Origin of the sequence: Methylobacterium sp. Leaf399, assembly GCF_001424525.1 — a bacterium.
GTDB lineage: Bacteria > Pseudomonadota > Alphaproteobacteria > Rhizobiales > Beijerinckiaceae > Methylobacterium.
The window spans coordinates 34,657-48,995 of the sequence record NZ_LMQK01000002.1 but is presented as its reverse complement, the minus strand read 5'-3'; the positions used below and the strand labels follow the sequence as shown (position 1 = coordinate 48,995).

Genomic DNA, 14,339 nt, shown 5'->3' with positions numbered 1-14,339 from the left:
TCGCTCAGGCGCCACCCGGGCTCGGTGATGCGGTTCCCGCTCGATTCAAGCGGGAACCGTCTCAGGCCGCATCCGGGGGACGGGCCAGCGCCATGCGCGCCCGGCTTTCCTCGGCCCGTTCGGCCGGATCGAGGGAGCCGTCGGTCGCATCGATCGTCGCCAGCAGGGCCGCCACGCAGCGCGGGTCGAAGTGCCGGCCGGCCTGCTCCGACAGGAAGGCGAGGGCCTCCTCGCGCGGCCAGGCCGCCTTGTAGGGCCGCGCCGAGGTGAGGGCGTCGAACACGTCGGCGACGGCGACGATCCGGCCGCTGAGGGGGATGGCCTCGCCGCGCAGGCCCCAGGGGTAGCCGGTGCCGTCCCAGCGCTCGTGGTGGGTGCCGGCGATCTCGGCGGCGATCTGGACCATGCGCGAGGAACTGCCCTCGAGGATGCGCCGGCCGCGGTCGGCGTGAAGCTCCATCTCCGCCCTCTCCACCGGCGTGAGCGGCCCCGGCTTGAGCAGGATCGCGTCGGGGACGCTGATCTTGCCGACGTCGTGCATGGTGGAGGCGAGGCTGAGCTGACGGGCCTGCGCCTCGTCGAAGCCGAGCCCCCGGGCGATGAGGGCGACGTAGCTCGCCACCCGCGCGACGTGGTTGCCGGTTTCGGTGTCGCGGTGCTCGGCGGCCTTCATGAGCATCGTCACGATCTCGCGCTCGCGCGCCTCGATGGTGGCGGTGGCGGCGCGGACCTCGCGGTCGAGCCAGGCGGCCCGGTCGACCTGTTCCAGTCGCGCCCGGTTCAGTTCGAGCAGGTTGGCGACGCGGGCGCGGACCTCGAAGGCCTCGAAGGGCTTGGCCAGGAAGTCGGTGGCCCCGGCCTCCAGCGCCTCGCGGCGCAGGGCGCGCTGGTCCATGCTCGTCACCATGACGATGGGCACATGCGCGAACCCCGGCACCTGCCGCACGGCCTTGATGAAGCCGACGCCGTTCATCCCCGGCATGTCGTAGTCGGTGATCGCGATGCCGATCTCGGCCCCGTGCGCCTCGACGAAGGCCAGGGCCGCGAACGGGTCCGTGAAATCCTTCGGGACGCAATCGGGTATCGACCGGATGGCCTCGGCCATCAGGACGTTGTTCAGGACGGCGTCGTCGAGGATGAGCGCGATCATCGGCACAGGGGCTCCCTGACGTCGGGCGTCGGCCCCGGTGGGCGTCCCGGCCAGGGGACACCCGAGGCGGGCGGGTCCTCCGTCGTGCCACGGAAAGGTTGATGGCCGGTTGATGACCGGCCGCGAATACCCGCGCGGAGGGAAGCCGACGTCCCGTGCCCTCAGGAGGCCGGGCAGGGGCCGCCGCCGGGCAGGACCACTTCGGGGGCCTGGCTGTGGTAGCGCAGGCCCACGCGGACCGGCCAGTAGATCTGCCGCGAGAAGACGATGTTGCTCAGGACCTGCCCGAACAGGGCGGTGAAGGTCGAGCCGGCGATGGGCCGATAGGGCATGCGGGTCTCGACCAGGAGCATGCGCGCGCCGCCGACCCGCTGGTCCGCGGGCAGGGCGACCGCCGGCGTGTCTCCCACCGGCCGGGCCGTCGCATTGGCGCCGGCGACGCTCGAACACACCCGCATGACCCCCGATGGGACGGTGCCGAGGACGCCCACCGCGCTGACGACGATGGTGATGCCGGAATCGTCCAGGGGCTGCACGACCACCTTCGAGGCCGCGAACATGCCGTCGATCTCCGCCCGGCTGGCCACGGCGACGCTCCCGGCGAAGTCGCCCACGGTCTGGGTGAAGAGGTCGAGCTTGCGCAAGGTACCCATCATGTTCGAGACCTCGATCGTCCCGATGTAGGTCATGAGCAGGACCGGCAGGATCAGCGCGAATTCGAGGATGGCGAGGCCGTCCTCGTCGCCTGCGAAACGCCGCCGCAGGCCCCGGCCGGGACCGGTGCGACGCCGGAGCCATCCCGCCAGGGCGGCGCGCAGGATCGCGCGGCTCAGCATCCGGTGAGCCCGGTGGACCGGCGCCCGAGGGTGACGACCATGGTCGACTGGATCAGCCGGCTGCCGTCCGAGAAGGTGGCGAGGCCCGCAATGGCGTTGTGGACGCTCTGCTGGGCGAGGGCGGCGCGCACCACCACGATCCGGCTGTCCTCGGTGCAGCCGTGGGCGGTGCCGAACCCGGTCCGCCAGGTCTTGGTGGCCGGATCGACGGGACTGGGTGCGGTGACGGCCGAGAAGTCCGCGTAATAGCTGAGATCGACCTTGAGGCGGTCGCAGTTGATGAGCCCGCTCGCGCGCTCGCAGATGCCGGTGCGAACCGTGTCCACCATCGAGGCGGCACTGGCGCCGGTGTCGGTATAGAACGTCCTAGCCGTCGCCTGGACGCCGTTGTCGAGCACCGCCCCGGTCCAATAAACGAGGCCGACTTCGAGGACGAGGAGCAGGAGCGTCAGCAGCGGGAAGACGACGAAGGCGAATTCGATAGCGGTGGCGCCGCCCGCGTCGCCGGCGAACCGCGACACGACCCGGCCGTGCTCGCCCCGCGACGGCCCCTCGAGCGGCGTGGTCGCCGTGAGCGTTACGACCTCGCTCACCTCCGTCGATTCCTCCCGGCAACACCGCCTTGGCGATAGGCTACGACAGGGAATCTTCGCATTGTCTTACGAAGAGGCCGGACGTGGCCGAAACGACGCCGGCCGATGGCCGGAATCTCCACAGCGGCGCCCCGGCTTCGTCGTCGGAGACGTGTTGGGTGGGTGCGCAAGGGTTCGTACCGTGGGCCCCCCGACGGGGCTCGGGAGGCATCGGGTTGGTTTGGCGGGCACGTTCGCGACTCTTCCCCGGTGATGGAGAAGCGGTCCGAAGGGATCGCTTCGCGCCTGCCGAAGGAGCCGCGGGGCAAGGAGCGCGTCGACGATCGGCGCAGGTTCGGCGGGATCGTCCGCGTCTCGACGTCGGGCGGGCGTTGGGCCGATGCCCGGCGTGAGACCGCACGCATGCCCGGCGGCGGGCAAACAGGGATGCAGCTTTTTGCTTGGAGCTTTTTGCTTGGACAGGGCGGACGCGGGATCCGCGACAGTCGGTGGCCGGTCGCGGATCCCGAGCCCAAATAGATAAAATTCTCCATCAAGGTCGATCGTGCATCCGTAAACCCAAAATAGGGGGACATATTATCTTCGATGATTTATTAGGTCCCTATTAAGTCTGACTAAGACGGAAATTGTATTATCTGATTGAGGCTATATCGCCGCAGAGAATCTATGATAGACCTACAAAACCGCAAATAATACAAATCATTCCAAGGTTTTCCTATGTCTTCAATGGGTATCGCGGCTCCGCCGTCCGGAAATGCTGTCGTCAACGGCTTGCTGATGGGGCAAGCCTGGTCTGGGTCCGAGGTCACGATCGGTTTCAAGTTCGGCGACATCAACGCGAACGGGATCGACGATTTCGACGAGGGTGACTGGAAACCCTTCCACCGTGAGATGGTGGCCAACGTCGAAACCTTCACCGCCCTCACGTTCCGCGAGACGGACGAGCCGGCCAACATCATGTTCAGGCTGGACCTGGGCGGCGGCGGCGAGTCCGGCACGCCATCCGCGGGCACGACCTCCGTCGAAACCGCCGTGGGGATCAACGTGGACGTGGCCGGGTCAGCGCAAGCCGTTCGGCTCGGAACATTTTCCCTGACCTGGTTCCATGAGTTCGGCCACGCCCTCGGCCTGAAGCATTCCCATGACCAGGACGGCGGCACCTTTGGGAAACTGCCCGGCATCCAGGAACCCGGCGACCAGGGCACGACCTTCCTGAACTCCCAACTGAATACGGTGATGAGCTATACGTGGTCGTTCCTGGCGGAGGACAACCCGTTCACCGCCGCCTTCGATCCCGGCACGTCGGTCAACGCGCAGCCCGGCTCCTTCAGCGCCATCGACATCGCCGCCCTCCAGCACCTCTATGGAGCGCGCGCGCGCAACGCCGGCAACGACACCTATCGCTTCAGCGACGATGTCGACGTCAACCGCGGCTACACGACGATCTGGGACACCGGCGGCTCCGACACGATCGAATACGCCGGCACCAGCCGGGCCAAGATCGACCTGCGCGCCGCCACCCTCGAGAACGAGATCGGCGGCGGCGGCTGGATATCCACCTCCGAGCCGTTGCGGGGCGGCTACGCGATCGCGCATGGCGTCACGATCGAGAACGCCACGGGCAACAGGGCCGACGACATCCTGATCGGCAACGCCGCCGCCAACACGCTCACGGGTCTCGGCGGCATGGACGTGCTCCGAGGCAACGCCGGCGACGACCGGCTCGATGGCGGAGCGGGCGACGATACGCTCGACGGGGGAGCGGGCAGGGACAGCGCCGTCTACCACGGCGCCTTCGAGACCTACGCGGTCCGCGTCGAAGGCGATGTCGCCGTCGTCACGGGGGAAGGCGTCGACACGCTCCAGAACGTCGAGCAGGCGATCTTCGCCGACGGGGTCTACGATTTCGGCCGGCACGCCTTCGCACCGACCGTGGCGCCGGCGCCGGTCACCACCCTGACGGGGACCGCCGGGGCCGACAGGCTGACCGCCACCAGCGGTGCGGCCTGGACCCTCGACGGTCGCGGGGGCGCCGACATCCTCATCGGCAGCACCGGTACCGATCGCCTCGACGGCGGGGTCGGCGCGGACAGGATGATCGGCGGCAAGGGCGACGACACCTACGTCGTCGACAACATCGGCGACGTGGTCGTGGAAGCCGGCAACGGCGGGCACGATTCCGTCGAATCCTCGATCAGCTACGCGCTGGGCGCGTGGGTCCAGGATCTCACCCTGACGGGCTCCGCCGCCCTGACCGGCACCGGCAACGGGCTCGACAACACCCTCGTCGGCAACATCGCCGCGAATGTGCTGAACAGCGGCGCCGGTAACGATCACCTCGACGGCGGGGTCGGCGCGGACAGGATGATCGGCGGCAAGGGCGACGACACCTACGTCGTCGACAACACCGGCGACGTGGTGGTGGAAGCCGGCAACGGCGGGCACGATTCCGTCGAATCCTCGGTCAGCTACGCGCTGGGCGCGTGGGTCCAGGATCTCACCCTGAAGGGCTCCGCCGCCCTGACCGGAACCGGCAACGGGCTCGACAACACCCTCGTCGGCAACGATGCGGCGAACGTGCTGAACGGCGGCGCCGGTAACGACTGGCTGGCTGGACTCGGCGGCCGCGACCAACTCACCGGCGGCAGCGGCAACGACACCTTCGTCTTCTTGAAGGGCGACACGGGATCGATCAGGAGCCAGGCGGATACGATCCTGGATTTCCAGAACGGCGACGTGATCGACCTGCGCGATTTCGGCTCCGGAGATTCGAACGCCCTGCACTTCGTCGGCACCGCGGCGTTCAGCGGCAGTGCGGGTGAAATCCGGGTCACGCAATCCGATCGCGCGGCGCTGATCGAGGGCGATCGGGATGGCGATGCCCGGGCTGACTTCGCCATCAACCTGGTCGGCCTCCAGAACCTCACTGCCAGCGACGTCCTGCTTTGAGACAGGACCTCACCGGGCGTCATACAAAATCCGGTCGACCGCGTCGTGATGCGGATGTCGGCTTCGCGCAGGCGCCGCGCAGGCTCGGTGATACGGCCGCTTCGGCACGACCTTCGAAACCGCCGGCGCCCGAACCCCGCCATCATGGACGCGGGCGATCACCAGCCTTGACCGCACGTATCATCCGGCGACGACGTTACGCTATCGCTCGATCGCTGGTTCTGAAGAATGAAACCGGGGAGATCGGAGACATTGGCTGTGTCTTATGCCCATTCCCTCGAAGGCGCCCCGACCACCGCGTGGGAACCTCTCCCGGTCCACGCGCGGGAAGTCGGTGAAGCCGCCGCCGGAAAGGCCTCGAAATTCCAGGCCGCCGCGCTCGGCCGCGTCGCCGGCCTGCTGCATGATTTCGGGAAGTACAAACCCGCCTTCCAGGCCTATCTTCACGACCCGAAGGTGACCGACAAGGGGCATTCGAGCGCCGGCGCGCTGTATGCCAAACACCGGCTCGGGCGCCTCGGGCTGCTTCTCGCGCACGTCATCGCGGGGCACCACGCCGGCCTCCAGGACGGGCTTCTCGCCCGCGACGGCCGGCTCGATGCCAGCGAGGCGGACCTTGCGCTGGCCCTGGCGGGTCACGCGGCCGGCCGGGACGGGTTCGTGCTGCCCGGCACGCCCGAGCCGCCCACCGGCCTGCGGCCGGAGGACGGACGCGGCGCGGGTCCGCTCAGCGGGTTTCAATGGGCCTTCCTGACGCGGATGCTGTTCTCCTGTCTGGTCGATGCGGATCGCCTCTGCACGGAGCGCTTCTACCAGGGCGTCGTCGCGCGCGGGCCGGGCGCCTCCATCGCCGATCTTCGGACAGCCCTGGATCGGACCCTCCGGGCGGCGGCCCGTGCCCGGGAGGAGACCGGCGCGGCCGAGCGGCCGGTCAACCGGCGCCGTGCCGAGATCCTGGCCCATGCCACGTCCCGTGCCGCGGGGCCGAAGGGCGTGTTCACGCTCACCGTCCCCACCGGCGGCGGCAAGACGCTGACCTCGCTCGCCTTCGCGCTCGCCCATGCGGCGGCGCACGGGCTCGACCGGGTGATCGTCGTCATCCCTTTCACGGGGGCGTGGATCGAAACTGGTCCGAGGTCTATCGCGTCCTGAAGCCGGGCGGTCGCTCCCTCACGGGGGCGTGGATCGAAACCGCAATGCTCTGGCGTCTGGCCGCCGTATCCAGAGTCGCTCTATCGCGGGAGTGTGGATCGAAACGACCGGGTCGCCGGGGCCGGCTGCACCATGTGGATGCCGCTCCCTCGGAGGGCGCGTGAAGCAAGACACGTGGCAGAGGTCCGCATCGAACGACGCGAGACGACATCGCGGGGTCATGACGAATGAAGACTGGGTCGAGCGACGTACGGGCCGGAAGGATCGGCTTCAAGGGAGCGGATCTGCTCGGACGACAATCGCGATCCACGAAGGCCAGGAGCCTGATCGGCTCGCAGGCAAACTGCCCAGGCTTTGAAGTTGTTTGGTGGGTGCACAAGGGTTCGAACCTTGGACCCGCTGATTAAGAGTCAGCTGCTCTACCAACTGAGCTATGCACCCATTGCCTTGCGGCAACCGGGGGGACCACCAAGCCGCCCCGTCAGGAGGCGGCTGATAGCAAGGCCGTCCGGGGGTGTCCACCCCCGGACGGCGATTTTCTTGACGCGTGGGCGATCACTGCGCCGCGGCGTGCTGGGCGTGCAGGCGCACGGCGGTGGCCGAGAGCTTGTTGAGCGCGGAGAGATAGGCGCGGGCGGAGGCGACCAGGGTGTCGGGGTCGGCGCCGCGGGCGGTGACGCTGCGCTCGGGCGTCTTCAGGCGCACCGAGACCTCGGCCTGGGCGTCGGTGCCCTCGGTGACCGCATGGACCTGGTAGAGTTCGAGTTCGGCCTCGTGCGGCACCAGCGCCTTGATCGCGTTGAAGACCGCGTCCACCGGTCCGTTGCCCTCGGCCTCCTCGCTGACGACCCGGCCGTCCATGGCGAGTTCGAGGGTGGCGCGCTGCGGCCCGCGGGTGCCGGCGATCACCGAGAGGGAGACCAGCCGGATGCGGTCGTGGGCGGTGGCGAGGTTCTCGTCGACCAGGGCCTCGATGTCCTCGTCGTAGACGTGCTTCTTGCGGTCGGCCAGCGCCTTGAACCGCTCGAAGGCGTCCTGCAGCTGGTTGTCGGAGAGGCTGAGCCCGAGTTCCTCGAGCTTGGCGCGGAAGGCGGCCCGGCCCGAGTGCTTGCCCATCACCAGGGCGGTCTTGGCCACGCCCACGGAAGCCGGGGTCATGATCTCGTAGGTCTCGGTGTGCTTGAGCATCCCGTCCTGGTGGATGCCGCTCTCGTGGGCGAAGGCGTTCCGGCCGACGATGGCCTTGTTGTACTGGACGGGGAAGTTGGTCGCGTGGCTCACGAGCTTGGAAGCGCGGGTGAGCATCGTCGACTCGATGCCGGTCTCGTATGGCATCACGTCGGCCCGGGTGCGGATCGCCATGACGATCTCCTCCAGGGCGGCGTTGCCGGCGCGCTCGCCGATGCCGTTGATCGTGCATTCCACCTGGCGCGCCCCGCCCTCGATGCCGGCCAGGGAATTGGCGATGGCGAGGCCGAGGTCGTCGTGGCAATGCACCGAGAACACCGCCTTGTCGGAATTGGGCACCCGCGCCCGCACCGCCTCGAACATGGCGCGGTACTCGGACGGCGTGGCGTAGCCGACGGTGTCGGGCAGGTTGATGGTGGTGGCCCCCGCCCCGATCGCCGCCTCGACGCAGCGGCAGAGGTAGTCGATGGGCGTGCGGGTGGCGTCCATGGCCGACCATTCCACGTCCTCGACGAGGTCGCGGGCCTGGGCCACGGTCTTGAGGATGATCTCGACGACCTCGTCCTGCGACTTGCGCATCTGGTGGGCGAGGTGGATCGGCGAGGTCGAGACGAAGGTGTGGATGCGCCCGCGCCGGGCCTGGCGCACCGCCTCGCCGGCCCGCGCGATGTCGGCGGGGATGGCGCGGGCGAGCCCCGCGACGGTGGCGCGCTTGGCCCGGCGCGCGATGGCCGCCACCGCCTCGAAATCGCCGTTGGAGGCGATGGGGAAGCCCGCCTCGATGATGTCGACGCCCATGGCGTCGAGGAGTTCGGCCACCGCGAGCTTCTCGTCCAGCGTCATGGTGGCGCCGGGGCATTGCTCGCCGTCGCGCAGGGTGGTGTCGAAGATGAGGACGCGGTCGCGCGCCGGGGTCGGGGTGGTCATGGCTGGGAGGTCCCGTGGCGGCGCGCCGGGCTCGCGGTCGCGCCTGAAGGTTTCGAAGACGGCGATCGAAGGTCGGCACGGGCTCTCACGGCGAGCGGTGCGGTGCCGGACGACGCTCCCCTGAGAGCCCAGGCGCCAAGCGCCCGGACGGCCCTCAGGGGCGTGTAAGCAGGAGCTCGAGAAGACCCGAAGACTCGGGAAAGCCCGAAGACTTGGGAAAGCCGGAAAGCGCACAGGAGTGCGGCGCCGCGACAGCGGCTCCTGCGATCCAATGCGTGGAGCCGGCGCTGGCCAAGGCTCGTCTCTCCCGATGATCACGCGATGCCCATTGTTGGCTCGAGCGTGATGCGAGCGAAAACCCTAGCCGGCGGACCGGACGTTGACAAGCCTCGCATCTCCCAGGGCGGGCCTTGTCCGAGGGCGGGCCTTGTCCGAGGGCGGGCCTTGTCCTCCGGCGGCACTTGCCGTGGATCCGATCCTGTCTAGCTCTACCGCAGGCCCACGGGCCCGGACCGGGAATCATCCCGTGCACGATCAAAAAAATCGAAGGAAACACCCACGATGCTGCGTAACGCCCTGCGCTTCTGCGCCTTGCCGGCCCTCGCCCTGATCGCCGGAACGGCGCCGGGCCTCGCCCTCGACGTCATGAAGTCCGTGGACGTGGCCGCTCCGCCGGCCAAGGTCTGGTCGACCATCGGCGACTTCTGCGGGATCGGGTCCTGGCACCCGGCGATCGCCAAGTGCGAGCCCTCGACCAAGGGCGGCACCAGCCTGCGGACCCTGAGCCTGAAGGGCGGCGGCACCATCGTCGAGTCGCAGACCTCCCGCGACGACAAGGCCATGACCTACACCTACGCCATCGTCGAGAGCCCGCTGCCGGTGTCCGACTACTCCTCGACCATCGCGGTGGCCCCCTCGGGCTCCGGCTCGAAGGTGACCTGGACCGGAAGCTTCAAGGCCAAGGGCGCGCCGGACACGGTGGCCAAGGACGCCATCGAGGGGATCTACACCTCGGGCCTGGCCGCCATCGCCGACAAGGCCAAATAGGTTCCGACATCGCCAAGTAGGTTCCGACGAGGCCAGTCGGGTCTTCGGCACGCCGGCGCTCCGTCGGCGTCAGAAAAAAGGGGCCGGCGTCACCGCCGGCCCCTCTCTTCATCGCACGCGCCCGGCTCAGCGCAGGACGACGACCTTCGTGCCGACCTTGGTGCGGGTGTAGAGGTCCGCGACGTCGTCGTTGGTCATGCGGATGCAGCCCGACGAGACGGCGCCGCCGATCGTCTCCGGCTCGTTGGAGCCGTGGATGCGGTAGATCGAATTGCCGAGGTACATCGCGCGGGCGCCAAGCGGGTTCTCGAGGCCGCCCTTCATGAAGCGCGGCAGGTCGGGCCGGCGACGCAGCATCTGCGCCGGGGGACGCCAATCGGGCCACTCGCGCTTCATGGTGATGCTCTGCACGCCGCCCCAGGTGAAGCCGGGACGGCCGACGCCGACGCCGTAACGCAGGGCCTGGCCGTTGCCCATCACGTAGTACAGCCGGCGCTCGGTGGTGGAGACGACGATGGTACCGGCGCCGTAGGGGCCGTTGTAGGCCACCGTCTCGCGCTGGATCGCCGACATCTGCGGCACGGCCGCCGCCAGCGGGTCGGACGGGTTGAGGGAGGCGTTGGCGGTGGGGATCGGCGTGGCGATCGGCTCGCTCTGCGGCCGCACCCGGACCATGAGGGCGTTGTCGAGCGGCTGGCGGGTGAGGGGATCGATCTCGTAGGCGGCGGCGGGCGTCGCCCAAGCCCCCGTCATGCAGGCGAGCCCGGTCAGGGCGGGAGCGAAACGACGCATCAAGGCCTCTCGAATACAGGCAAAATCTTGGGAGAACGCGGGGGCTACAGCGGCGCACCGTAACGCGACGAGCATCGCCAAGACGTAAACGCGCCCCGCCCAAAGCCAAGGTCAAATCGCACTGCGGCAACACTTGCCCCGGCGTCGTGACTCCGTGGCAACAGTGTGGCGGCTTGGCCTTAACGCGGCGCGATTCAGGCGGCGTCGAGCCCCAGGTCGACGATCGGCGCGCTGTGGGTGATCCAGCCGCAGGAGATGAGATCGACGCCCGAGGCGGCGACCGCACCGACGGTCTCGCGGGTGATCCGGCCGGAGGCCTCGGCCAGGGCCCGCCCGGCGATCATCGCCACGGCGCGGGCGAGCTGCTCCGGGCTCATGTTGTCGAGGAGGACCGCATCGGCCCCCACCGAGAGGGCTTCTTCGAGCTGGTCGAGGGTATCGACCTCGACCTCGATCTTCACGAGGTGCCCGGCGCGGGCGCGGGCACGGGTGATGGCGGGCACGATGCCGCCGGCCACGGCGACGTGGTTGTCCTTGATCAGCACGGCGTCGTCGAGGCCGAAGCGGTGGTTCGAGCCGCCCCCGGCCCGCACGGCGTGCTTTTCCAGCGCGCGCAGGCCCGGCGTGGTCTTGCGGGTGCAGACGATGCTGGCCTTGCCGTGCGGGCGCGCCGCCTCGACGAGGCCGTGCGTGGCGGTGGCCACCCCCGACATCCGGCACAGCAGGTTGAGGGCGACGCGCTCGGCGGTGAGGATGGCGCGGGCCGGGCCGGACAGGCGCAGCACCACGTCGCCGGGGGCGACGAGGACGCCGTCGCCCCGCTCCACCGCCACCGCGACGGCGGGATCGATCAGGGCGAAGGCGATCGCCGCCGCATCGACACCGGAGACGACCCCGTGCTGGCGGGCGGCGATGACGCCTTCGAGGCGGGCGCTCGCGGGTACGATGGCGTCGGTGGTGATGTCGCCCGCCCGCCCGAGGTCTTCGAGCAACGCCGCACGGACGATGGGCTCGACGAGGAGGCGGGGAAGGGGGAGGAGATCGTCGCGCATCGGGTCACTCGTGGCAAGAAATGTCGGAGGGTGGCCGCGCCCCTCCGGGACGGGACCGGCCCTTCCCGGAGGGAGAGAGATCGAGCGAGCGTCCCGGGGGCTCAGGCGCCCACCGGCACCGCGGCGTCCGCCATCCGCCAGACCTGCGCCAGCGTCACCTCGGTGTGGCGGGCGGGCAGCTGCTCGGGGTGGTCGGAGCGCCGGTGCGCGCCGCGGCTCTCGGTGCGGGACAGGGCCGAGACAGCCACGATCAGGCCGGTCAGGGCCGCATCGCAATGCCGGGCGGCGGGCGTCAGGCGCGCCACGGCCGCACGCAGGCCCGCCTCCTCGCGCACGACCCCGACACGGCGCTCCATGGTGGCGCGCAGGTCGGCGAGGTCGCCCGCCTCCGGCCGGGTCTCCCAGGGCGCGGCACAGGCCCCGGCCGGCGCCGCGGCGGCGATCGCGGCAGCGATGCGCGGGGCGAAGGCCAGCGCCTCCAGCAGCGAGTTGCTGGCGAGGCGGTTGGCCCCGTGCAGGCCGGAGGAGGCGACCTCGCCGCAGGCGTAGAGGCCGGCGACCGAGGCGGCACCGTCCTGATCCACCGCGATCCCGCCCATGTGGTAATGGGCGGCCGGGCGCACCGGGATCGGCTGGCGCTGCGGGTCGATCCCGGCCGCGGCGCAAAGACCCGCCACGGTGGGAAAGCGGCCCGCCATGCGCAGGCCGAGCGCACCGCGGCAATCGAGGAACACCTCGGTGCCACGGCTGCGCACCTGGAAGATCGCCCGGGCGACGACGTCGCGCGGGGCGAGGTCGCCCCCGGCGATGCCGGCCATGACCGGCGCGCCGTCCCGGTCGATCAGGCGCGCGCCCTCGCCGCGCAGGGCCTCGGTGGCCAAAGGCATCGGGTCGGCGCCGGTGGCGATGGCGGTGGGGTGGAACTGCACGAACTCCATGTCGCGCAACACGGCCCCCGCCCGCGCGGCCATGGCGAGGCCGCGGCCGGTGGCGCCGGTGGGGTTGGTGGTGGAGGCGTAGAGCGCACCCAGACCGCCGGTGGCGAGCACCACGGCCCGGGCCGGCAGCGGGAACGAGACCCCGTCGCGCTCGCACACCAGGCCGGCGACGCCGCCCGCGTCGTCGCGGATGAGGTCGCGGGCACGGGCGACGAGCACCTCGATGGACGGGCAGGCGGCGGCCGCCCGCACCAGGGTCTCGAGGACGGCGCGGCCGGTGGAATCGCCGCCGGCCCGCACGATACGGCGGCGGCAATGGGCGGCCTCGAGACCGAGCGCCAGGGCGCCGGCCTCGTCTCGGTCGAAAGGCGCACCCAGGCCGACCAGCCAGTCGATCAGGCCGGGGCCGGCCTTCGCGACCGCCTCGGCCACCGCCGGATCGGTCAACCCGGCGCCGGCGGCCTGCGTGTCCAGGGCATGAAGCGCGGGTTCGTCGTCATCGCCCATGGCGGCGGCGATGCCGCCCTGGGCCCAGCCGGTGGCGGTGCCGAAGCCCAGGGGCGCGGCCGTCACCACGGTCACCGGCAGTGGCGCCAGGCGCAGCGCCGTGGCGAGGCCGGCCACGCCGGCCCCCACCACCACGACGCGGTCGGCCGCGAGCGGCCGGAAGGGGAAGCGGGCGGGCGCGTTCATCGGGCCCGCACCGCGAGCATGCGCTCCACCGCCGCCCGCGCCCGCTCGGCGAGTTCGGGCTCCACCGTGACCTCGTGGGTCATCGTCTCGAGGGCGCGGCGGATGGTGCCGAGCGTGATCCGCTTCATGTGCGGGCACAGGTTGCAGGGCTTGATGAACTCGATGTCGGGGTTGGCCGCGGCGATGTTGTCGCCCATCGAGCATTCGGTGACGAGCACCACCTGCGCCGGGCGCTTCTGCGTCACGAAGTTCATCATCATCGCGGTGGAGCCCGAGAAATCGGCCTCGGCCACCACGTCGGGCGGGCATTCGGGGTGCGCGATCACCGTGACACCAGGATAGCTCTCGCGAACCTCGCGGATGTCGGCGGGCGTGAAGCGCTCGTGGACCTCGCAATGGCCGGCCCAGGTCAGGATCTCGACCTCGGGCACCAGGGCCTGGACGTTCTGGGCCAGGAACTCGTCGGGAATCATCAGCACCCGGCGCGCGTTGAGCGAACGCACCACCTCGACCGCGTTGCCGGAGGTGCAGCACACGTCCGACTCCGCCTTCACGGCGGCCGACGTGTTGACGTAGGTCACGATCGGCACGCCGGGGTGCTTGGCGCGCAAGCCCCTGACGTCGGCGGCGGTGATCGAATCGGCCAGCGAGCAGCCGGCGCGCAGGTCCGGGATCAGCACCGTCTTGCCGGGATTCAGGAGCTTGGCCGTCTCGGCCATGAAGTGGACGCCGGCCAGCACGATCACGTCGGCATCCACCGTCACCGCCTCGCGGGCCAGCGCCAGGCTGTCGCCGACGATGTCGGCCACCGTGTGGAAGATCTCCGGCGCCTGGTAGTTGTGCGCGAGGATGACCGCGTTGCGGGTCTTCTTCAGCTCCAGGATCGCGGCGACGTCGTCGGCGAGCGCCGGCCATTCGATGGCCGGGACGTGCCGACTGACGCGCTCGTAGATCTGCGGCAGCGGGAAAGCCGCCGTCGGGGACTGGCTCGCCGGGTGCGTGGTGGCCGCCATGGACGCCTC

General features: G+C 70.1%; 11 protein-coding genes, 1 tRNA gene and 1 pseudogene. 4 read left to right on the top strand and 9 right to left on the bottom strand.

Annotated features, from left to right (window positions below; all coding sequences use genetic code 11):
• Positions 1-61: 61 nt before the first annotated feature.
• From ASG40_RS04615 to ASG40_RS04605, 3 genes are all read right to left on the bottom strand, one after another.
• Positions 62-1,150, bottom strand: coding sequence for an HD-GYP domain-containing protein (locus tag ASG40_RS04615; protein ID WP_055881459.1), 1,089 nt, complete (start codon positions 1,148-1,150; stop codon positions 62-64).
• A gap of 161 nt (positions 1,151-1,311) precedes the next feature.
• Positions 1,312-1,986: a TadE/TadG family type IV pilus assembly protein gene (locus ASG40_RS04610; protein ID WP_055881455.1), complete on the bottom strand. Its 675-nt coding sequence runs from the start codon at positions 1,984-1,986 to the stop codon at positions 1,312-1,314.
• The gene (locus ASG40_RS04605; protein WP_055881451.1) at positions 1,980-2,579 is read right to left on the bottom strand and encodes a TadE/TadG family type IV pilus assembly protein; all 600 of its coding nucleotides are present in this window, start codon (positions 2,577-2,579) and stop codon (positions 1,980-1,982) included. Before ASG40_RS04605 ends, ASG40_RS04610 begins: the two co-directional genes overlap by 7 nt.
• 252 nt (positions 2,580-2,831) lie before the next feature.
• Between ASG40_RS04605 and ASG40_RS22035 the strand changes: the two are divergent.
• The 3 genes and pseudogenes from ASG40_RS22035 to ASG40_RS04595 form a co-directional block, all read left to right on the top strand.
• Positions 2,832-2,972 (top strand): annotated as a pseudogene (locus ASG40_RS22035) (IS5/IS1182 family transposase); the annotation flags it as partial.
• 384 nt (positions 2,973-3,356) lie between these two features.
• A complete protein-coding gene (locus ASG40_RS04600; protein ID WP_055881448.1) occupies positions 3,357-5,528 on the top strand; it encodes a M10 family metallopeptidase C-terminal domain-containing protein in 2,172 nt (723 codons plus the stop codon).
• A 258-nt stretch (positions 5,529-5,786) separates the two neighbouring features.
• On the top strand, positions 5,787-6,680 hold the full coding sequence (locus ASG40_RS04595) for a CRISPR-associated endonuclease Cas3'' (RefSeq protein ID WP_055881444.1): 894 nt from the start codon (positions 5,787-5,789) through the stop codon (positions 6,678-6,680).
• Positions 6,681-7,045: 365 nt separating this feature from the next.
• Here the strand turns inward: ASG40_RS04595 and ASG40_RS04590 are convergent.
• Together ASG40_RS04590 and ASG40_RS04585 are read right to left on the bottom strand one after the other, a co-directional pair.
• Positions 7,046-7,121 (bottom strand) — tRNA-Lys (locus tag ASG40_RS04590).
• Between the two features lie 114 nt (positions 7,122-7,235).
• Positions 7,236-8,795, bottom strand: a complete 1,560-nt coding sequence (locus ASG40_RS04585) for a 2-isopropylmalate synthase (RefSeq protein WP_055881442.1) — start codon at positions 8,793-8,795, stop codon at positions 7,236-7,238.
• 561 nt (positions 8,796-9,356) lie between these two features.
• On the opposite strand from ASG40_RS04585, the gene ASG40_RS04580 reads away from it, so the two are divergent.
• Positions 9,357-9,842, top strand: a complete 486-nt coding sequence (locus ASG40_RS04580) for an SRPBCC family protein (RefSeq protein ID WP_055881440.1) — start codon at positions 9,357-9,359, stop codon at positions 9,840-9,842.
• 126 nt (positions 9,843-9,968) lie between these two features.
• On the opposite strand, the gene ASG40_RS04575 is transcribed toward ASG40_RS04580, so the two are convergent.
• The 4 genes from ASG40_RS04575 to nadA all read right to left on the bottom strand — a co-directional run bounded on the left by ASG40_RS04575 (position 9,969) and on the right by nadA (position 14,330).
• Complete coding sequence (locus tag ASG40_RS04575) at positions 9,969-10,634, bottom strand: L,D-transpeptidase (RefSeq protein ID WP_055881437.1); 666 nt, start codon at positions 10,632-10,634, stop codon at positions 9,969-9,971.
• A 194-nt stretch (positions 10,635-10,828) separates the two neighbouring features.
• The gene (gene nadC / locus ASG40_RS04570) at positions 10,829-11,686 is read right to left on the bottom strand and encodes a carboxylating nicotinate-nucleotide diphosphorylase (protein WP_055881434.1); all 858 of its coding nucleotides are present in this window, start codon (positions 11,684-11,686) and stop codon (positions 10,829-10,831) included.
• A gap of 101 nt (positions 11,687-11,787) precedes the next feature.
• Positions 11,788-13,317, bottom strand: a complete 1,530-nt coding sequence (locus ASG40_RS04565) for an L-aspartate oxidase (RefSeq protein ID WP_055881431.1) — start codon at positions 13,315-13,317, stop codon at positions 11,788-11,790.
• Positions 13,314-14,330 (bottom strand): quinolinate synthase NadA, encoded by a 1,017-nt coding sequence (gene nadA, locus ASG40_RS04560; protein ID WP_055881427.1) that lies wholly within the window; start codon positions 14,328-14,330, stop codon positions 13,314-13,316. Before nadA ends, ASG40_RS04565 begins: the two co-directional genes overlap by 4 nt.
• Positions 14,331-14,339: the final 9 nt, after the last annotated feature.